At 43.7% G+C, this 20,957-nt stretch carries 19 protein-coding genes; 9 read left to right on the top strand and 10 right to left on the bottom strand.

Annotation, left to right across the window (positions count from 1 at the left end):
• Positions 1 to 429: 429 nt before the first annotated feature.
• The 4 genes from IX91_RS01990 to djlA form a co-directional block, all read right to left on the bottom strand.
• A complete protein-coding gene (locus IX91_RS01990; RefSeq protein ID WP_004742561.1) occupies positions 430 to 1,413 on the bottom strand; it encodes a hypothetical protein in 984 nt (327 codons plus the stop codon).
• A gap of 9 nt (positions 1,414 to 1,422) precedes the next feature.
• Positions 1,423 to 2,658, bottom strand: coding sequence for a site-specific integrase (locus IX91_RS01985; RefSeq protein ID WP_004742560.1), 1,236 nt, complete (start codon positions 2,656 to 2,658; stop codon positions 1,423 to 1,425).
• A gap of 288 nt (positions 2,659 to 2,946) precedes the next feature.
• Positions 2,947 to 4,086, bottom strand: a complete 1,140-nt coding sequence (locus IX91_RS01980) for an HD-GYP domain-containing protein (protein WP_004742559.1) — start codon at positions 4,084 to 4,086, stop codon at positions 2,947 to 2,949.
• A gap of 251 nt (positions 4,087 to 4,337) precedes the next feature.
• Complete coding sequence (gene djlA, locus IX91_RS01975; protein WP_004742558.1) at positions 4,338 to 5,192, bottom strand: co-chaperone DjlA; 855 nt, start codon at positions 5,190 to 5,192, stop codon at positions 4,338 to 4,340.
• A gap of 147 nt (positions 5,193 to 5,339) precedes the next feature.
• Here djlA and lptD point away from each other — a divergent pair, with 147 nt between their 5' ends.
• From lptD to apaH, 6 genes are all read left to right on the top strand, one after another.
• Positions 5,340 to 7,700: an LPS assembly protein LptD gene (lptD, locus tag IX91_RS01970; protein ID WP_004742557.1), complete on the top strand. Its 2,361-nt coding sequence runs from the start codon at positions 5,340 to 5,342 to the stop codon at positions 7,698 to 7,700.
• A gap of 54 nt (positions 7,701 to 7,754) precedes the next feature.
• The gene (surA, locus tag IX91_RS01965; RefSeq protein WP_004742556.1) at positions 7,755 to 9,053 is read left to right on the top strand and encodes a peptidylprolyl isomerase SurA; all 1,299 of its coding nucleotides are present in this window, start codon (positions 7,755 to 7,757) and stop codon (positions 9,051 to 9,053) included.
• A complete protein-coding gene (gene pdxA / locus IX91_RS01960) occupies positions 9,043 to 10,035 on the top strand; it encodes a 4-hydroxythreonine-4-phosphate dehydrogenase PdxA (protein WP_004742555.1) in 993 nt (330 codons plus the stop codon). The genes surA and pdxA overlap by 11 nt, the downstream gene beginning before the upstream one ends.
• A 12-nt stretch (positions 10,036 to 10,047) precedes the next feature.
• On the top strand, positions 10,048 to 10,854 hold the full coding sequence (gene rsmA, locus IX91_RS01955; RefSeq protein WP_004742554.1) for a 16S rRNA (adenine(1518)-N(6)/adenine(1519)-N(6))-dimethyltransferase RsmA: 807 nt from the start codon (positions 10,048 to 10,050) through the stop codon (positions 10,852 to 10,854).
• Between the two features lie 69 nt (positions 10,855 to 10,923).
• Positions 10,924 to 11,301: a Co2+/Mg2+ efflux protein ApaG gene (gene apaG / locus IX91_RS01950; protein WP_004742553.1), complete on the top strand. Its 378-nt coding sequence runs from the start codon at positions 10,924 to 10,926 to the stop codon at positions 11,299 to 11,301.
• 9 nt (positions 11,302 to 11,310) lie between these two features.
• Entirely contained in the window at positions 11,311 to 12,117 is an 807-nt protein-coding gene (apaH, locus tag IX91_RS01945) for a bis(5'-nucleosyl)-tetraphosphatase (symmetrical) ApaH (RefSeq protein ID WP_004749096.1), read from the top strand.
• A gap of 152 nt (positions 12,118 to 12,269) precedes the next feature.
• On the opposite strand, the gene folA is transcribed toward apaH, so the two are convergent.
• From folA to rplU, 6 genes are all read right to left on the bottom strand, one after another.
• Positions 12,270 to 12,752: a type 3 dihydrofolate reductase gene (folA, locus tag IX91_RS01940; protein WP_004742552.1), complete on the bottom strand. Its 483-nt coding sequence runs from the start codon at positions 12,750 to 12,752 to the stop codon at positions 12,270 to 12,272.
• 18 nt (positions 12,753 to 12,770) lie between these two features.
• A complete protein-coding gene (locus IX91_RS01935) occupies positions 12,771 to 13,244 on the bottom strand; it encodes a threonine/serine exporter family protein (protein WP_004742551.1) in 474 nt (157 codons plus the stop codon).
• Entirely contained in the window at positions 13,241 to 14,008 is a 768-nt protein-coding gene (locus tag IX91_RS01930) for a threonine/serine exporter family protein (RefSeq protein WP_004742550.1), read from the bottom strand. Before IX91_RS01930 ends, IX91_RS01935 begins: the two co-directional genes overlap by 4 nt.
• A 115-nt stretch (positions 14,009 to 14,123) precedes the next feature.
• Positions 14,124 to 15,296, bottom strand: a complete 1,173-nt coding sequence (cgtA, locus tag IX91_RS01925; RefSeq protein WP_004742549.1) for an Obg family GTPase CgtA — start codon at positions 15,294 to 15,296, stop codon at positions 14,124 to 14,126.
• A 306-nt stretch (positions 15,297 to 15,602) separates the two neighbouring features.
• Positions 15,603 to 15,860, bottom strand: a complete 258-nt coding sequence (gene rpmA, locus IX91_RS01920) for a 50S ribosomal protein L27 (protein WP_004409945.1) — start codon at positions 15,858 to 15,860, stop codon at positions 15,603 to 15,605.
• Between the two features lie 20 nt (positions 15,861 to 15,880).
• Positions 15,881 to 16,192 carry a 50S ribosomal protein L21 gene (rplU, locus tag IX91_RS01915; protein ID WP_000271393.1) on the bottom strand — a complete coding sequence of 104 codons (312 nt, stop codon included), beginning with the start codon at positions 16,190 to 16,192 and terminating at the stop codon, positions 15,881 to 15,883.
• A gap of 268 nt (positions 16,193 to 16,460) precedes the next feature.
• Between rplU and ispB the strand changes: the two genes are divergently transcribed.
• The 3 genes from ispB (at position 16,461) to IX91_RS01900 (ending at position 20,940) form a co-directional block, all read left to right on the top strand.
• Positions 16,461 to 17,432, top strand: a complete 972-nt coding sequence (gene ispB / locus IX91_RS01910) for an octaprenyl diphosphate synthase (RefSeq protein ID WP_004742548.1) — start codon at positions 16,461 to 16,463, stop codon at positions 17,430 to 17,432.
• A gap of 399 nt (positions 17,433 to 17,831) precedes the next feature.
• Positions 17,832 to 19,592 (top strand): lysophospholipid acyltransferase family protein, encoded by a 1,761-nt coding sequence (locus IX91_RS01905; protein ID WP_004742547.1) that lies wholly within the window; start codon positions 17,832 to 17,834, stop codon positions 19,590 to 19,592.
• Positions 19,593 to 19,860: 268 nt separating this feature from the next.
• The gene (locus IX91_RS01900) at positions 19,861 to 20,940 is read left to right on the top strand and encodes a TRAP transporter substrate-binding protein (protein WP_004742546.1); all 1,080 of its coding nucleotides are present in this window, start codon (positions 19,861 to 19,863) and stop codon (positions 20,938 to 20,940) included.
• Positions 20,941 to 20,957: the final 17 nt, after the last annotated feature.

Genomic DNA, 20,957 nt, shown 5'->3' with positions numbered 1-20,957 from the left:
CGCTGGTATGAGACCCCATAGCGTAGCTGTAAGATACGCTTCATCTTTTCCTAAGGGAGAATAGAACGCCGCACCAACACATAGCGCTAACGCTATGTGTATCCACCTCAAAATTATTCTTACGTTCTTACCGTTCATGACGCTTTCCTTTTGGCTGTTGTTTAGGCTCTATGATGAGGCTGTTGTATCTATAGTTCTTATAATTGCGATAAGCGGTGTTTCCAGAGCGTGAGTTGCTCTATTTTAAGATAAATGGGGAAAACTCATTGCAAGTGCCAATATAGACACACAAACACTTAGAAAATAATAGTCAGGCGAATAAATCTTATTGAGGAGGTCGAAGTTAAATTTAACCCCGCTCTGGCACACTTAATGGGACAGAATTGAGCTACGAACAAACATTACCAATGCTGCCAGCTTTTGATTGACTTAGTAGTAAAACTTAAAATTTTTCTTCACTTCCACAAGTAAGTTTCTAAATCGTCTCCTACCGGTACTAACAGTACTTTCTCCATCCAAAGAGCGCCTTACAATCTCATTTTGATCCATGCACTCTATAACAAAGTCAGTGTCGTAAATCCGCTCATCCTCATTTTTGACATCAACCCTCAAGCATCTCCATACCTGATCTGACGACAAGTCCTTACCTTTATCCTTGAGAATACGCACCATGATCTGCTCTATCGGATTCGTGACAATTCTTTCTTCAGAACCTTTTAGGTTTGGTAGCTGCTTATTTTCGGTTAATAAACCACTTGTTAAACGGTTAGTTAACCGAAGGTAGTCGGTTTCTAAACCATTAACTAAACCTATGTCTAAACCGAAATGCTCGGTTAACTCATCTAGTTTAAAGCGAAGGTTTTGCGGTTCTAAAACCATCTGCACTATATGAACAGATTGCTTATCATCAGCATTTACGTTTTCGAAAAAATCACTAAATGTCCCTGCTGGCTTTTTAGTCGCACGTTTAAGAGCGCCGAACAAATCTTTACCAACCTGAACTTCTCCACATGCATAAAAGGGCTCTTCAGGTAATAAATAGTTATCCTGAACAAATTCAAAATCAGATCGAGAGTATTCCTCAAGGGCTAAATACGGCTTTCTGAAGTTTGAGCAACGCCAAGGTTCTTCAATTAAAAAATACTTAACACGTGATTTTTCCTCACGAACTAATAGCTCAAATGAGTTTTCTGCACTTAGCTTGATTAACCCCTTGTATGTGAAGTGACCTCGAAGTACCACACTTTTGCCTACTCCTTTCTTAGTCCAGAAATGGACGTAGCCTAAGTTTTCCGCTTTTATCCATGCATGAAGAGATAACCCTTCATTCTCTACAGCATGCTTCAAGTCGCCCAATGTTATCTGGGCAACATCTGATAACTCATCAATTCGATAGTAAGTTCTATTTCTCATCGTAGCCTCTCAGCCTATTAGGTTTACAGCAGCATGTTTATGTTCGGGAGCTAGGTGGGCATACCTCAGTGTCATCTTGAGATCCGAATGACCCAACAGTTCCCGAACCGTATTCAAGTCAACTCCAGCCATTACCAATTTGCTTGCGAAATGGTGCCGCAAGTCATGAAACTTAAAATCTGATATCTGAGCTTTGTTAAGCAATCGCAGCCATGGTTTTTTGATGTCGCTCAGTGGTGTATCAACTTGGCTTGGAAAAACAAAAGTTTTGTTGAGATTTTGGCTACGCCATTGCATCAATGCTGAATAGACCGAGTCATTAAGAGGGACAATACGAGTCTTCTTACTTTTGGAGTTTTTAGACGCTACGGAAAGGTATCGCTGATCCAAATTAATATCACTCCAAACGAGCTGTAATAACTCACCTCTCCGCAGCCCTGTATTCATCGCGGTTAAAACCAGAGGTTCCACATAATCAACAAACTCTTGAGCGTTAAAAGATGGAAAGAGTTTCTTTCTTCGAACGCTTCTATGATGGTTCGCTGACTCGCGCTTTCTAACGATCTCTTCATTTCGTAGCTGGATAGCAGATAAGAGCCTCACCTCTTCTTCAACAGATAAGTAGCGAATTCTCGTATTATCAAACTTCAGAGACTTAACTTTCGTTAACTCGTGGCTTTCAATAATCTGCCATTCAACAGCCCTTGATAAAGCACCTTTTAAAGAGTTAACTGCATAGTTGATTGTTGCAGGAGCTCTACCCTGTTTGGTTTTCTTATTCCGCCACAATTCAATATCCCATGCAGTAATAGCTGTCAGCTCTTTATCGAGGAAATCTCTGAAAGAGGAGCGGATATCTTTAATAATTTTCTCTGCGGTCTTGGGGTTACGTGTGAGCAGGAATGGTAGATACCTTTCTGAGAGGAAGCGACCTAGCTTTAAAACTCTCGCTTGGTCTTGAATCGCTTTTTCTTCATATTTTAGACGTTGAATATCAACCCCTTTGACAACCTCGGCTAACTTTTCTGTTGCTAGATCCCTTGCTTGTGTTGGAGTCAAAACTGAGGCTGGGCCAAGAAAGTAATTTGCCTGTCTTCCTTGTATTCGGTAGTAGAGATAATATTTAACAGCACCACTTTTTGAAATTCTGGCGTGAAAACCACTAACCACAGTATCGTTAAGACGCTTGTCCTCAGGACTAAGCTCCTTAATCGTTTTTGTAGTGATTTTCTGGTTCATCACCATTCAACTACTCCTTGGACACGTTTTCTGTGTAGCAAATATGTAGCAGAAATAATAAAAAGTGATGTACTTCAGTGAATACTAATGAATATTAATTTATAAAAAATAAAAGCAAAAACAATGTGTTAAACTTCACAATGTAACATGGTCGTTCACCGTAATTTCGCTAAATTATAGACTCATAATCGATTGGTCCGCAGTTCAAGTCTGCGAGGGGCCACCAAATTAGAAAAGGCGTAGCAGGTTAATTTCTACTACGCCTTTTTTCATTTTTCCAGTAAGTACCATTCTCTAATACAGCCCTTCTAATGGGTCTCTCTCTGGATAACGTTGGATGATCGTATCAAGTTGGGCTTGGTGCTTACGTAAAGCGTTGACACAATCCGTATCTAGTTTGTTATCAAAAACCATTTTCTCCAGCTCTAAAAGAGCGTACGGCACGGAACAAGCCTGTTTATAGGGTTTATGGGTGGTAAGGGCATCAAATATGTTAGCAACACACACTATCTTCGCACTGATAGGAATCGCTCCGGCACACAATTGATGAGGGTAACCGCTCCCATCTAAAAATTCGTAGTGAAAAGAAACAATATCGCGAAACAGCTGAGCACTGCGGTGATTGTCAGCTTCAAGCTCAGTGATAAATTTCGCTACTAAATCTTCACCATAGATAACATGGCGACGTAACTCAGCGACTTCTTCCGCTGCAAGCGCTTGCTGCTTACAAAGTAATTCAGGTGATATCATTACTTTACCCAAATCATGATATTGAGAGAGCAAAGTTAAGTGCTCCACAAACTCATCGTCAAAGTCATATCTATCCGCCAATTCTAAAGCAATGACATTAGCGTAGCTTGAAACACGCTGCTTATGGCTAATTGATTCTCTTTGATACACAGGGGAGTGCGCCACCAGCTTGTTGGCTTTTTCGACCAACCGGTCAACCAACTGATACTCAGAAAATATGGTCGCTTCAAGCATGTTAAGGTAAGGCTTAACAGCTTCAATCCCACTTTCACTAAATGCGTCTTTGTGGTGAGAGTTAAGGAACACAAAGCCTCTAAATTGCTGAGCATTAAACGTAGGGATAGCGACTGAAGATTGATAACCGTCTTCGATAAGTGAGTTGATATAAGGGGAAGAACGCAAACAATCGATGTCAGGCAAGATCGTCGCTGTTCTACTTTCTATACACTGCTTTAGATACGGTAGTGAACTCAGTGGAGCTTCAAAATGTATCAAGCTCAACGACAGAGAAGAGCTATCGGCATAACTTCTAAGCAGATGCTCTCGAGTATCATACAGTGCAAAACAGATTTTATCTAACTTTGGTAGATGGACTTTTATTCGCTCCTGGATGTGAGCTAACTGCCGATTAAGCAGATGATGGCAAGTGATGTTTGCCTCTACTTCCCTAGATGTAACTTCCATTGTTTCTAACCGCTCTAACTTCCATTCAAAGGTAAGTGTAGATGCAGTTTTCTGCTCCTTACCAAGAAGATGTTGCCAATTCTTAGACTAAATTGATCCAACACAAAAAGCGTCATAGAAAGAGCTTCAATAACCAACCATCTAACCGATTAAAACATCTATATATTCGATGATATTACTGTGAGGAAGGGAACAAGAGAGTACTAAATCGTACTCTCTGGGGGCATTTTATGAGTATAAACCAGCAGCGATCAGAAACCTTTCGCTTTCTTGATCAAGTCATAAGCATTCTGGATTTCTTGCGCTTTTTCTTTAGCAACATTCATCATCTCAGGCGGTAAACCTTTTGCCATCAGCTTGTCTGGGTGATGTTCATTCATCAGCTTACGATACGCTCGCTTGACTGTTTTCGAATCTGCACTGCCGTCAACGCCGAGCAGCTTATAGGCATCGCTGAGTTGATCCGCAGTAGACGCTTGTTGCCAACTTCCCCCTGACTGATGAGAATGTCCGCCACTCGACTGACCACCAAACCCTCCTTGCTGGAATCGAAACGCTGCTTCTTGCATACGTAAACGTTGCTCAAGCTGCTCTGAGGAAAACCCAAGCCCGCGAGCAATTTTATGCAGTACGTTACGCTCACTAGGGTGAATATCACCATCGGCAAAGGCTGCAGAAATTTGTAGCTCTAAGAAGAATTGCATCAGGTCAAATCGACCAGCAGATGAAATTCGCACTCTTTCCAATACTGTTTCAAGTGGGAAGTCGCTTTCTTTGCCTTCTCTGAAAGCTTCTTGCGCAGCTTTTCGCTGCTGACCATGAAGATTCATGCGCTCCATCATGGTGGTCGCAAGCTGAATTTCCTCTCGCGTCACTTGTCCTTTCGCTTTTGCGACGTGGCCCATCACCGCAAATGCGGCTTTAAAGAACTCTTCCTGTCGCTCAGCCTGACTTGGCCCGTTGCCGAAGCTAGAATTAAAGCCCGCTTGACGTAAACGGCGCGCTTTATCGAATTGGTGGCCTATAAATAAACCGAATACAGCACCAAATGGGCCTCCAAATAGGAAACCAAAGAATGTGCCGAGAATTTTGCCAAAAATATGCATTATGTGCTCTCAATCTCTGAATTTTATCTTCGCGTCGCGGTCTGATAGTGCCGTAAGCTGTAAATTACTTTATTATAAGGACCGATTTATTTTACGTTCGGTCCCTATTCACCGGATATATCAAGTTCAACAGGATAGTAAAACTCGATGTTACGTTTTCCCCGCACCTTGCTAGCCGCTTCAATCAGTGCTGCTTTCGTAGTGCCTCAGACTCAAGCAGAAACTATGTCAGACGATAGTGTGCAGGAATTGCCCACTATAGATCAATGTCTGATCAATGAACCTGAAGCAGAAAATCCAAATCAACTGCCTGTTAACGTTGAAGCAGACAGCTTAGAAGCCATTAACGGCGATAAAGCGACCTATCGTGGTAATGTGGTTGTTGTTCAAGGCAAAAAACGTATGTTGGCTGATAACGTCACCATGCATCAACAAGAAAACATTGTTGTTGCAGAAGGGAACGTAACCTTTAGTGATGGTGAAGTAAAAACCATCTCTGAGAAAGCCACCAATAACCTCAACACTGAAGAAGTCACGCTAGAAAATACCAACTATAAGTTCCTGTGTGAACCGGGGCGTGGTGAAGCAGTATATGTTGCGAAAACAGGTAAAGCGGTATACGAAATCGAAGACGGCACTATCACTTCTTGTCCAGAGGGAGATAGCTCATGGCGTATGCGTGCTTCGAGCATCGATATCGACCAAAATGAAGAAGAAGCGATTTTCTACAATCCTAGATTCGAAATTCTGAATGTTCCTGTTTTCTATATGCCATTTTTGACTGTACCCATTGGTGATACGCGTAAAACAGGCTTCCTTTACCCAAAAGTCTCCTACGGGTCAAGAGATGGATTTGAGATGGAGGTGCCAGTCTACTGGAACCTAGCGCCTAACTACGATTTAAAAACCACCTTTAAACATATGCAAAATCGCGGCAACCAACTAGATAGTGAGTTCCGCTATTTATCAGATTTGGGCTACAGCACGATTAAGTCTGAATACCTGGTTGATGATAAGAAAAACCCAGAGCTTGGCGACCGTTGGGGTTTCCAATGGCAACACTCAGGCATTTACCAACAAAACTGGAAGTTTGAAGTTGACTACTCCAAAGTCAGTGATATCAGCTACTTTTCTGATATGGACTCCAGTATTGGTAAGCAGGAAGATGGTCAACTGATCCAAGAAGGGCGTGCATCTTATCGTTCAGAAAATTGGGATGCGTCACTATTGGCGCGAGACTTTCAAGCGTTAACACCAGGTGCTACGCCTTATCGTTTGTTACCTCAGCTGAGCTTTAATTACTATGCACCAGAACTGATGCGTTATTTAGACTTCGATATGATCAGTCATATTTCACGCTTTGATACTGATGCTAAGGGTCAGCCTTCTGCAACTCGCGTCCATGTTGAACCAGGCTTAACCATTCCCGTTGGAACAACTTGGGGTACGTGGACGACAGAGGCTCGCCTGTTAGGAACATACTACCAGCAAGATTTAGACGGGGTAGACACCACTTCTGGTAACAAAACAACAAATCCTTATTACGGCCTGGAGGAAACAGCCTCACGAGTAATCCCCGAGTTTCGAACTCATGCAGGGGTCGTGCTAGAAAGAGATACGGTTATTTTTGATAATTATACTCAGACGCTTGAGCCACAAGTGCAATACTTGTATGTGCCTGATAAAGATCAAACCAGCATTGGTAAATACGATACCACCTTGTTACAAACCGATTACTATGGTCTGTTCCGTAGCCGTAAGTACAGCGGTGTGGATGAAATCAAAGATGCCAATCAATTTAGTTATGGTGCCTCAACACGCTTCTTTGATGACGCCTACAAAGAGCGTCTTAACATCTCCTTTGGCCAAATTTTCTATTTAGAGCGAGACAACAAAGCCCCTGGTTCGAAATCTAACTTCTCTGCTTGGGCAGTAGAAATGGACTTTAACTATGACGACTACCTTTTCTACCATGGTGGTGTGCAATATGATATCGAGTCTAGTGAACTTCAGCTTGGTAACAGCACCTTAGAATATCGCTTTAGTGGCGGTTACATCCAAGGTAACTACCGCTACGTAACGCGAGAGTACATTGAAGCGACACTAGGGGACAGTATTGGCAACCTCGATAGTATTACCAAAGACGGGATTTCACAGGCAGGGCTTTTAGCTGGTTATCAAATTACTCGCAAGTGGAATGCTAGCGCTCAGTATTTTTACGATCTAACCACTGAAAACGCTCTTGAATGGCTAGGTCAAATTAACTATACCTCAGACTGTTGGTATATCGGCTTTACTTATAGTAACAAGCTACAAACATGGAACAACCTTGGTACTGGTGGCTTCCCTAACTCACCAAACGCGACGCCACAATATGAAAACAACTTTAGCTTAAACTTTGGTATTATTGGTTTTGGCACAAGCATTGGTTCGGGTTCAGGTTTGGCAGGTCTTGATGATGCTGGTAACTCTCTAGGTTATGGTCGCCCATTCTCTTTAAGTAACTAATTGCTTAGCTCGCTGTCTAATCGTAGCGAGCTATTTATTTTTATAGGATTTTCAATGAAATTTTGGAAACACACTTTACTTACCTTGCTAACGGCGAGTGCAATCAGCCCAGTTCAAGCAGAGCCAGTGCCTCTAGATAAAGTGGCAGTGATCGTTAATGAAGGCGTGGTACTGCAAAGTGATATCGATGTCTCAATTAAAACGCTTAAAGCCAATGCAAAGAAGAACGGCCAGCAGCTGCCTGATGAAGATGTGTTAATTGAGCAAGTTACCGAGAAGCTTATCGTTGATACGATTCAACAACAGGAAGCGGAACGTATTGGTGTACGTATCGATGACAACCGCCTCAATGAAGCAATCACTGAGATTGCTAAGAACAACAACCAAACGGTTGAACAACTTAGCGCTTCAATTGCAGAAGAGGGCTTAAGCTACGCGGAATTCAGGGAACAAATTCGCAAAGAAATTGCAGCTAGTGAAGCACGCAATGCACTGGTACGACGTCGCATAAATATCTTACCAGCGGAAGTAGACAATCTAGCCAATATTCTTGCTCAAGAAACCAATGCAACAGTTCAATACAAGATCGGCCATATTCAGCTACGCGTAGATGACGGCGATGATAAATCAGCGATTGAAGCAGAAGCCAACCAACTAGTTAAAGAGTTAAAAAACGGCGCCGATTTCAGCACTATGGCTTACACCTACTCAAAAGGTCCTAAAGCGCTACAAGGTGGTGATTGGGGCTGGATGCGTAAAGAAGAGATGCCAACCATCTTTGCTGATCAAATTAATCTACAAAACAAAGGTAGCATTATTGGCCCATTCCGCAGCGGCGTTGGTTTCCACATTATCAAGATCGAAGACGTTAAAGGTCTAGAAACTGTCGCGGTTACCGAAGTCAATGCTCGCCATATTCTTATTAAGCCAACCGTCATTCTTAGTGATGAGGGTGTACAAAACGATCTTAATGAGATCATTCGTCGTATTAAAGCTGGCGAAACAACCTTTGGTGAAATGGCACAGCAATACAGCCAAGATCCTGGTTCTGCGGCTCAAGATGGTGAGCTAGGCTACCAAACTTCTGATCTTTACGTCCCTGAATTTAAACACCAAGTTGATACTTTACCTGTCGGCCAGATTAGTGAACCATTTAAGACCGTTCATGGTTGGCATATTGTTGAAGTTATCGATCGCCGTGAAGTTGACCGCACTGACTCAGCACTGAAGAATAAAGCCTACCGAATTCTGTTTAACCGCAAGTTCAATGAAGAAGCGAGTGCTTGGTTACAAGAAATCCGTGCCAGTGCCTTCGTCGAAGTGGTTGAGGAAGAGGACCAAGATGACCGTTAAGCGCATTATTGTGACTGCAGGTGAACCTGCAGGAATTGGCCCGGACTTGGTGCTTGCTCTTTCTAAAGAGAATTGGAGCCATCAAATCGTGGTCTGCGCAGACAAACAGATGCTAGCTGAGCGCGCTGCTCAGCTTGGTATTTGTGTCGAATTAATTGACTATCAAGCCGATAGTGCAGTGGTCGCTCAAAAAGCGGGAACCCTAGTGGTTGACCATATCCCTTTAGCTAATCCTGCCGTTGCAGGCCAGCTCGATGAAGCTAACGGTCAATATGTATTAAAAACATTAGAAAGAGCCGCATTGGGCTGTATGAACAATGAATTTGATGCTATTGTCACCGGCCCTGTGCATAAAGGGGTGATAAACCGTGCTGGTGTCGCATTTAGCGGTCATACAGAGTTCTTCGCTGAGAAGTCCAACACACCACTTGTGGTAATGATGTTAGCGACCGAAGGACTTAGAGTAGCCTTGGTCACCACACACATCCCACTCGCTTATGTATCGCAGGCAGTAACAGAAGAAAGATTAGAGAAGATCATCGACATCCTAAACAAGGATTTGGTGGAAAAATTCGCTATATCTTCGCCTAAAATCTACGTATGTGGCTTAAACCCGCATGCAGGAGAAGATGGTGTGCTCGGCATGGAAGAGATTGAAACCATCACTCCAACTCTGAACAGACTGCGCCAAGAGAAAGGTATCAACCTAATTGGCCCTTTGCCTGCAGATACCATCTTCAATGAAAAATATTTGCAAGATGCCGATGCAGTGCTCGGGATGTATCACGATCAGGTACTTCCTGTATTAAAATATAAAGGCTTTGGCCGCTCGGTGAACATCACCTTGGGCTTGCCGTTTATAAGGACCTCCGTTGATCACGGCACCGCACTTGACCTTGCAGGGACTGGCAATGCGGATACAGGAAGCTTTAGAACGGCTTTGGCTCATGCGATTGAGCTAGTCGATAAAAAATCGAATTAACTTGAGAATACTATGAGAAACGATGTCCACTTAGGACACAAAGCAAGAAAACGCTTTGGTCAAAACTTCCTAAATGATCCTTACATCATTGATGGAATTGTCTCTGCAATTAACCCAAAACCTGGTCAAAACTTGGTTGAGATCGGTCCTGGTCTAGGTGCGATTACTGAACCAGTAGGTAAAGAAGTCGATAAGTTTACAGTTATTGAGCTTGACCGCGATCTGGCAGAGCGTCTACGCAACCACCCTGAATTAGGTGACAAGCTGACTATTCATGAAGGCGATGCAATGCGCTTCGACTTCACTCAGCTAGTAAAGCCAAACAACAAGCTGCGTATTTTTGGTAACCTACCGTACAACATCTCTACGCCATTGATGTTCCACCTATTTGAGTTTCATAAAGATGTGCAAGACATGCACTTTATGCTGCAAAAAGAGGTAGTTAACCGTTTAGCAGCAGGCCCAGGAACTAAAGCTTACGGCCGTTTAACCGTAATGGCTCAATACTTCTGTAAGGTTGTTCCGGTGCTAGAAGTTCCACCAACTGCATTCGTTCCGCCACCAAAAGTGGATTCTGCTGTGGTACGCCTTGTTCCTTACGAAGAGATCCCTCACCCTGTGACAAGCTTAAAATGGCTTGATCGCGTGTGTCGTGAAGGCTTTAACCAACGCCGTAAAACAGTTCGCAACTGTTATAAAGCACTACTTAGTGCTGAGATTCTTGAGCAACTCGGAGTTAACCCAAGTATGCGTCCAGAGAATCTCACCCTAGAACAATTTGTTGATATGGCCAACTGGCTAGACGCCAACCACCAATAAGCGCTATATATTAAGGGTGATAAATTGCAGATTTATCACCCTTTTTTTTGGCTTTGCATAGGAGTTTACATGGAAGCTACCCCTTGTATTAAAGTCCAAGTCCATACCAAATACATTCCTGACCAATCTCAACCTGATGCAAAACGCTACGTTTTTGCCTACATCATTACGATCAAAAATCTTAGCCAACAATCCGTCCAACTTATCAGCCGACGCTGGCTGATTACTGATGCCAATGGCAAGCAAATGACCGTTGAAGGGGAAGGCGTGGTTGGTCAACAACCCGTTATCTCAGCTAGCGACGAGTACACTTATAACAGCGGTACGGTGATCGAAACCCCTGTTGGCGTGATGCAAGGACAATACATTATGCATGACCAAGATGGCAATGAGTTCATCGTTGAGATTGAACCATTTAGACTCGCCATCCCCAATATTCTTAACTAAGGTACATCCGTGGCTACATACATTGTCGGTGACCTACAAGGTTGCCTTGATGAGCTCTTATTATTGTTAGATAAAGTCGCTTTCGACTCGACGCAAGACACACTGTGGATTGCTGGCGATCTCGTTGCCAGAGGGCCAAAATCGCTTGAGACACTACGTTTTGTACGCTCTCTAGGTTCCTCTGCCAAAGTCATTTTAGGTAACCATGATTTGCATCTTCTTGCGGTCTCGCTAGGGTTGTTCAAAGTTAAAAACAAAGACAAAACTGCACCTATTTTTGCTGCCGATGATAAACAACAGCTGCTTGATTGGTTAAGAGAGCAACCTCTGTTAGCCGAGCACAATGAGTTTGTTATGTGTCATGCTGGCATCTCCCCTCAGTGGTCTTTAGAACAAGCGCGCCAAGCAGCAAGTGAAGTGGAAACCATATTACGTAGCGAAAGATGGCCTTGGCTGATTGAAAACATGTACTCCAATCAACCTGCTCTTTGGCAAGACTCTTTACAAGGTATCGAGCGCTACCGTTACATCATCAATGCTTTTACCCGGATGCGTTTTTGCTCGGCCGATAGCCGATTAGATATGGACTGCAAACTGCCGCCGAACGAAATTAACAACGACAATCTCATTCCTTGGTTCAAAGTCAAAGACAGAGTGCAGCTCGAAAAGACAGTACTATTTGGTCACTGGGCAGCACTTGATGGGTATGCCGGAGAAGAGGTAATTGGCTTAGATACTGGCTGCGTCTGGGGCGGTCATCTAACTATGCTGCGATGGGAAGACAAGCAATTCTTTACTCAAAAGGCGTTATCTTAATATACCAACGTCATTCCCAAGCAGGAGGAATGACTAAGTAGGGAATCTCCAATAGTAAGCTCCCTATTGTAAAGATTCCCTACTCTCTCCTTCGTCGCTCTATGGAATGACGATGATTTGATGCCTCATAGTTGGAATTGCGGAGCTATAAGCTAGCTTCTTTCCAATACGACAAAACGCATATTGTAGGCGTTCTTCTCATCAGCAGAGTAAGACTCGGAGTAAGTTTCTTTAAACTCATCACCCCATGCTGGGAACTGAGTATCACCTTGAATCTCAGCTTCAATATGAGTGACATACAACTTATTGGCTTTAGGAAGGCAAGCCTCATAGATAGTACCGCCACCAATGATCATCACTTCCTCAACATCTCCAGCCACTTGCAGTGCTTCTTCAATAGAAATTACCGTATCAACGCCTTCAATCACCAAAGACGCATTACGGCTAATCACAATATTTTGTCTACCCGGCAGAGGACGTCCAATCGAGTCATAGGTTTTACGTCCCATCACAACCGGTTTACCCATTGTTGAACGCTTAAACCAAGCGAAGTCAGCCGGTAAATGCCATGGCATCTGGTTGTCTTTGCCGATAATGCGACCATTGGCCATTGCGGCGATCATGCTGATGATCATTGAGTAACTCCTTGGATTCTAAACGATAGGTTTGCGGCGATAGAATAGCAACCCAGGCATGGCTAAGCCAACTGCTAATCCCGCGATTATGAACATTGCTTTAAGGAAGTTTTCCATCAGCATCGCCACAAGCTCAGGACTGTACCCTCGATGATTCAGCTCAACCAAGGCAATCATCGCTTTAAAGGCAAATACACCTGGTACCATTGGAATCAGAGCCGCGACAGTAAACACTTTCGGATGAGCCAAAAAGCGCGCTGACCAATGAATACCGACCATACTGACGATCATAGCCGCAAAGAAAGTCGCCCATTCAATGGGAATACCAAAATGCATCATTAAATAACGCGAACCATGACCAATAGCTCCCCCCAAAGCACAATAAATTAACGCCTTTTGTGGCACGTTAAACACCAAGGCAAAACCGACTGCGGGAATAGCAGCAAACAACATGTCATTGAGTAAGCCCAATATAAGATCGAATGAGATCATACTACCCACCCCCATACACCAACTAAACTCATCGCTGCGACGATACCGAGACTTGTCGCCAGAGTCAGTAAACTCGCCATCACAAAGCGTGCTATGCCCATATTGATATAGCCCTTAAGCATATCTGCGACTGAGTTAATTAGAGGGAAGCCGGGAACGAGCATCAAAACCGAAGAGGCCATCACCAGAGAGGGAGAATTACCCAGCTCATAGATAACCGCTTGCGCTGAAACTACAGTGGTCACAAATGCCGTCGCGGTAAAGTTCATCAATGGATTGAAATGGCGATGACCAATTTCTTGTCTTACCACCATGCCGACCGATGAAGCAATAAAAGTCATCGCAAACACAACCCAGTCACCACCCGCTAAATGACTGAATGCAGCGCATGACAACCCGATCATAAACACAACTAACCAGCGGTTGTATCGTTCAGGGCTAATCTTATCTAGCTGCTGCTGAGCTAAAGAGTAATCAATAATGCCACGTTCGAGCATAATGCAGATTCGTTGCACCTGAGTGATTGCGCGCATATTAATACCGCGATCAGGGCAACGACGGGCGGTAGTAATACAGTGTTCTTGGTAAACCGTAGTGACAACTAATGAACTTGCAGATAATGAAACTTCAACTTCATCCATTCCAGCGGCGAAACCGAAGCGGCGCATAAGATCGCCAACGAGGGTACTTTCAGCACCATGCGCCAAAAGCATTTGCCCAGCCTGGGCGATTAAACGAGACACCGCCCGTTGTTTAGATGCCATGATTCTATCCTACTCCTTTAGAATCTCTTTATTGTGCAGAGAAATTTACTATAGTGATTTGATTTAGACACAAAAAAGCCGCAATAGATATTGCGGCTATAAATTTTATGCACTGTTATTCGCGGACATAGACAACGTGGCCGTCATCTTCTTCATCGTCCCAGTCATCCCAGTCGTCATCATCTTCAGTGATAACATCATCACCTGCGATCGCATCTTTATGGTAATCATCCCACATGAAGTCGACTTTCTCTTCTTCAGAGATTTCTTCCTCTTCGCGCGGTAGATTTTCCATAAAGTCAGCCAGTTTATAACAAAGCTCTTTGGTGCCCTGTTTATTCACGGCAGAGATCTTGTAGTAATCCTCTTCCCAGCCTAAAGCATCGATAATGTTTTGGATCACTTCGTTCGCTTCTTCTTCAGGCATCAGATCAACCTTGTTGAAGATCAGCCAACGCGGTTTGTCCGCTAGCTTCTCGCTGTATTGCTCTAGCTCGTCAATGATGGTTAGGGCATTTTGCACAGGATCGCTTTGATCAATCGGCATAATATCGATCATATGCAGCAGAACGCGACAACGCTCCAAGTGCTTCAAGAAACGGATACCAAGGCCAGCACCATCAGCAGCACCTTCAATCAAGCCTGGAATATCCGCAACAACAAAGCTCTTCTCTGGAACAACACTCACTACGCCTAGACTCGGGATAAGAGTCGTAAATGGGTAGTCTGCCACTTTTGGCTTCGCTGCAGATACTGAGCGAATGAATGTCGACTTACCTGCATTCGGCAATCCAAGCATACCCACATCAGCAAGTAGCAACAGCTCTAAACGAACTTCGCGAATTTCACCTTTAGTACCTAACGTCTTTTGACGTGGTGCTCGGTTTACTGATGATTTAAAACGGGTGTTACCCAAACCGTGCCAACCGCCTTTTGCCACCATGACTTTTTTGCCATGTTCAGCAACTTCAGCAACGATTTCATTGGTGTGAATGTCAACAGCACGAGTACCAACAGGCACGCGAAGCACTTTGTCTTTACCGCGCTTACCTGTACAGTTACCACCACGACCATTTTCACCACGCTCAGCTTCATAGAAGCGCTGGAAGCGATAATCAATTAGCGTGTTAAGGTTTTCATCAGCTTGGATGTATACATCACCACCGTCACCACCGTCGCCACCATCAGGGCCACCTTTCGCAACGAATTTCTCACGCCAGAAACTCACTACACCGTTACCGCCATCACCGGCTTGAACTTTTACTACCGCTTCATCAACGAATTTCATCTCTTACTCCGCCCTTGTGCTACTTATCGTAGCTGCGTTGCAAATATCATCTCAAAACACCCAATCTCTTAGGGAGAAGTGAATGATATAAATTCTAGCAGATTCCATTTTCAGATCGATCACCTTGATCTTCGATCGTTCTGCTAACTAGGAATACATATTGAGGGACTTTTTTCAAAGTGCCTTAGTATAGATTCCACGTTTCAAAGCTATCTCTTGAGCTACCATAAATAAAAAACCCCGCCGAATCGGCAGGGCTTTTGAATTCAGCTTGAAAGCTAATAAGTGATTTAAACTAGGTTTAAATTACTCAGCTTCGATGCTAACGAATTTACGGTTTTTAGGACCTTTCACTTCGAACTTCACTTTACCTTCAGTAAGAGCGAATAGAGTGTGGTCTTTACCGATACCAACGTTAGTACCAGCGTGGAACTTAGTACCACGTTGACGAACGATGATGTTACCTGCAAGAACAGACTCACCACCGAAACGCTTAACACCTAGACGTTTGCTTTCTGAATCGCGGCCGTTACGAGTAGAACCACCAGCTTTTTTGTGTGCCATTGTTAAACTCTCCTAATCGATTAAGCGTTGATACCAGTGATTTTCACTTCCGTGAACCACTGACGGTGACCTTGTTGCTTACGAGAGTGCTTACGACGACGGAACTTAACGATTTTAACTTTATCGCCACGACCGTGTTGTACAACTTCAGCAACTACTTTACCGCCCTCTACTAGAGGAGCACCCACTTTAATGTCTTCACCGTTAGCAACAAGAAGAACTTTATCAAATTCAACAGTTGCACCAGTTTCAACGTCTAATTTCTCTAAACGAAGAGTTTGACCTTCGCTTACACGGTGTTGTTTACCACCAGATTGGAAAACAGCGTACATATCTTACTCCGCTTTTTCCGCACAGCCGTATGCTATTTGAGCATCAAGGGTGTGCGCTAAACTAATCATCAATAGGGCGCAGATTCTACAGAAAGGTCGCACCTATGACAAGCCATATTTTGAAAAAATTGGCGAAAAGCTAATCGCCAATGAAAAGTGCCCAGATGATGCCCTTTAACCATGTATTAATCAACGTTTTTTAGTGTATTATTCAGCAATTAAAATAGATAAGAATACCTTACTAGTTCTAACTTCAGCCGGAATTACAATGGATTTTAAAGCTATCCAAGCACTCACCGCCGATGACATGGCAAAAGTGAATGAAACAATTCACGCACAACTCAACTCTGATGTCTCTTTAATCAATCAACTGGGTTTCTACATCGTTAGCGGTGGTGGCAAGCGTATACGTCCTCTTTTAGCTGTACTGTCAGCTAAAGCGCTTGGCTATAAAGGAGAGGCTCATACTACCGCAGCCGCTTTTATTGAGTTTATTCATACCGCGACTCTACTACATGATGATGTCGTCGATGAATCAGACATGCGACGTGGTAAAGCCACAGCTAATGCTGCCTTTGGTAATGCCGCGAGCGTTTTGGTGGGCGACTTTATATACACGCGCTCATTCCAAATGATGACGGAGCTAGGATCATTAAAGATCCTTAAGCTAATGAGTGACGCAGTAAATGTCATTGCGGAAGGTGAAGTTCAACAACTGATGAACTGCAATGACCCTGACACCAGCGAAGAAAGCTACATGCAAGTGATCTACTCTAAGACAGCTCGCTTGTTTGAAGCGGCAACCCAGATAGGTGCCATCCTAAATGAAGCACCTGAAGAGGTAGAGCTTGCCTTACAGAATTACGGCAAATACCTAGGAACCGCATTCCAGCTGATTGATGACGTGATGGATTACACTTCTGATGGCAAAGAGATGGGCAAGAATGTTGGGGATGACCTTGCTGAGGGTAAACCGACCTTACCTCTTCTTTATGCGATGCGTAACGGTAGTGCAGAACAAACGGAGATGATTCGTGAAGCAATTGAAAAATCCAATGGCATGGAACGCTTGAACGATATTCTCGAAGCAATGGAACAAACCGGTTCTTTAGAGTACACACGCCAAAAAGCTTACCAAGAGGCAGATAAAGCCATTGCTGAGCTAAAGGTATTGGAAGAGTCTGAATATAAACAAGCACTCGTCACGCTTGCTCACATGGCGGTTCATCGCACGAGCTAATTTTTGCGACAGTAATTAAGCAGCATATACAACAACGGGAACCTCTAGGTTCCCGTTTCTCTCTTTATTAGAGAGAGTTCCAGCTCAGCAAATCGAAGGTAAATTGACTGGTTACTATACATAGAGTCTTTGCGCTCCAAAGCTTTAATAACCTCACCCGCTATTCAAACCTAGCACTAAAGGTTGATCTTTAACATGACCTTAGTACATTTTGTGAGCAATATATTTTTTAGAATGCTTAAATAAATCATTATTGCATCCTTTGCTCATCTCCTTCCCAAATTAGCCTTTGGTCATCAAAACGTCATAAGGTGATCATCTAACTCTCATCTCGCTGAAGCCTTCTTGCAACATCCCATACCTATCCTCATTTCGACCCACTACCATTTTGAGGATGCTATGGAAGTTTCTAGTCCGTTTCGTTTACCGAAAAAGACCCCATTTCGCCTAGGAGAGAGCTTTACTGAATGGGCAACTGGTCTCAATAAGCTCGATAAATTTTATGCCCAGCGCCCTGCTGGCTGTGATACTCAAGCCTTTCTTCGCTTCACTCTTGAAGTGCTGGGTATTGACTATCAGGTGTGTAAAGGTTCGCTAAGCCATATTCCGCAATCGGGTTCTACTGTGATTGTCGCCAACCATCCGCTAGGTTGCGTCGAAGGCGTGATTCTCGCCGAGTTGTTACTGCAAATAAGAAGTGACGTTCAGATCCTTGCTAATCAATACCTAAAAACGGTTCCTGAACTTGATGAGCTCTTTATTGGTGTGGATGTATTCGAAGGACAAAATGCTCACAAGGCCAATCTAAAAGCACTTCGTAAAGCCCACCAGCATTTAGAACAAGGTGGTTTATTGCTGCTATTTCCTGCTGGAGAGGTATCACAGTTAGTCGATAGAAAAGCGCAGCGCCTTGAAGACAAGGAGTGGAGTCGTTCAGTCAGTAGTTTGATTCGTAAATCACGAGCAACCACCATTCCGGTGTTTATCGATGGTCAAAACTCTCAACGCTTTTATCTAGCGGGGAAAGTACACCCTCTATTGCGCACCTTGATGCTTGGCCGAGAGTTACTCAATAAAACGCATCAGAAGATTCAGATCTCTATCGGTTCAGCGATCAAATACAAAGAAGTCAATGGACTCACAGATAACCAAATCGTCAATTACCTGCGCTTAAATACCTACTTATTACAAAGCAAGACACTGACGCAGCAAAAACAGAGCTCATCCGCTAACTCATTTTTACCTATTGCCACTCAACTACCCATTGATGATCTCGAAGCGGATCTCAGCACCATGCCCAAAGATCATTTGTTGCTTTCGAGCGCAGAGTTTGACGTCTACTGTACGACCGCCGAGCATATCCCTTCGATACTGCATGAGATTGGACGCCTGAGAGAATATAACTTTCGCCAAGTTGGGGAAGGAACAGGTCTGGATCTTGATCTCGACGAGTTTGATCGTGATTACTTACATCTCTTTATTTGGGATAGAGAGCATCGATGCCTCGTCGGCGCTTATCGACTAGGACTGGTAGATCAACTCATCAGTAAGCATGGAATTAAGGGGCTTTACTCAAGAACCTTGTTTAACTTTGAACAGCCTTTTATCGATACCATGAGTCAATCAATAGAAATGGGGCGCTCTGTAATCGATGAAAAGTATCAGAAGAGTATGGCGCCACTATTGCTGCTTTGGAAAGGTATTGCCGCCTATGTAGATAGGAACCCAGAGTATACCCACCTGTTTGGTCCGGTCAGTATCAGCAACGATTACAGTGAGCAAACAAGACAATTACTCGCAGAGACCATGACCCTTCATCACTATGACTCCGAAAAAGCCGAGTACGTCACCCCTTCTAACCCATTATCAACTAGCGCTCCGAGCTGGAATACAAGCATGCTCACAGCCCTTGCCGATCTGCAGCTCTTGTCACGAGTCATTGCCAGAATCGATGATGGCAAAGGCGTGCCTGTTTTATTGAGGCAATACCTTGGACTAAATGGAAAGCTAGTATCCTTTAACGTTGATCCAGCCTTTAATAACGCACTTGATGGCTTGATCATGGTTGATCTTAGAGATGTTCCACTCAAAACCTTAGCGAGATATATGGGTGCTAACCAAGCTGAGGCTTACTTAAAATCCCATCATATTGAGCTCTAGAAAATCATCACCTCCCTCCCCCTAAGTGCTGCGTGACCAAGGCAGCACTTTTGTTATCCAGATTATCTGCTTACAACACCTCACTAATCGCTCGATTGCAATAGAAGCAACCTTTACACCTAGGGAATTGAACTGGATAAGAACACAGTTATAGAGATTAAAACCAAGATTACTTTCAGGATCAGTTAAAAATGAGATTGACGAAAAAAACAACAAGATAAAAGCTAGGTAAGATAACAAAACACAACAATAAGGAAGTCGCTTAGTTATGTTGCCATCCAAGCTGAAACTGCGCTCACTATTAGCAGGAACGCTAACATTATCACTTGCTCTTAGTTCATTCTCTGCACTTGCAGCAGAGAAAGTCTATCGTTTAAAACTTGCCGAAACTTGGGGACCGAATACCCCCATCTTAGGTGATGCTACCAAGAACATGGCCAAGCTTGCCGAAGAGATGTCAAACGGTCGCCTAAAAATTCGTATTGATTCCGCCAATAAACATAAAGCCCCATTAGGGATATTCGATATGGTCAAGTCTGGTCAATACGACCTGGGCCACTCAAGCTCCTACTATTGGAAAGGCAAAGTACCTAACACGTTATACTTCTCCTCCATGCCATTTGGCATGATCTCTACTGAGCAATATGCTTGGTTTTATCGCGGTGGCGGTATGGAGTTAATGGAAAAAGTCTATGCACCACACAACCTTCTTTCTTTCCCCGGCGGTAACTCTGACATTCAGATGGGCGGCTGGTTTAAAAAGGAGATCAACTCAGTAGAAGATCTAAAAGGACTTAAAATTCGCATTCCTGGCTTTGCTGGTGAAGTGATGGCAAAAGTAGGTGCAAAACCGACCAACATCGCTCCGGGTGAACTGTATACCTCATTAGAGCGGGGAACCATTGACGCACTAGAATGGGTTGGCCCTGCATTTGATCTTAGAATGGGCTTTCAGAAAATTGCGCCTTATTACTACACGGCGTGGCATGAACCGGGTTCGGAAACTCAGTTCTTAGTGAATAAAAAGAAATGGGATTCACTACCTAAAGATCTACAAACAATATTGGAAACAGCATTCCGAGTGGCGGCATTTGATATGTACACTCAGGCAGTCGATGCAAATGCAAATAGTTGGGCGACAATGAGTGCTGAGTACCCAGATATAAAAGTAAGGGACTTCCCACCAGAAGTGTTAAAAGCGATGCAAACAGCAACCACCGAATTGCTTGAACAGCAGGCTAGCAGCGACGCATTAGCGAAAGAAATTATTGAGTCACAAAGACAGTACTTAACTAAAGTACGTGCATGGACTGACATCTCTTCTAAAGCTTACCTAGATACCAACTAACTCAACTTAGTGGCAGA

The sequence above is a fragment of the Vibrio tubiashii ATCC 19109 genome (assembly GCF_000772105.1).
Classification (GTDB): Bacteria; Pseudomonadota; Gammaproteobacteria; order Enterobacterales; family Vibrionaceae; genus Vibrio; species Vibrio tubiashii.
The sequence above is the reverse complement of the archived record's forward strand: the minus strand, read 5'-3'. Positions and strand labels throughout refer to the sequence as shown.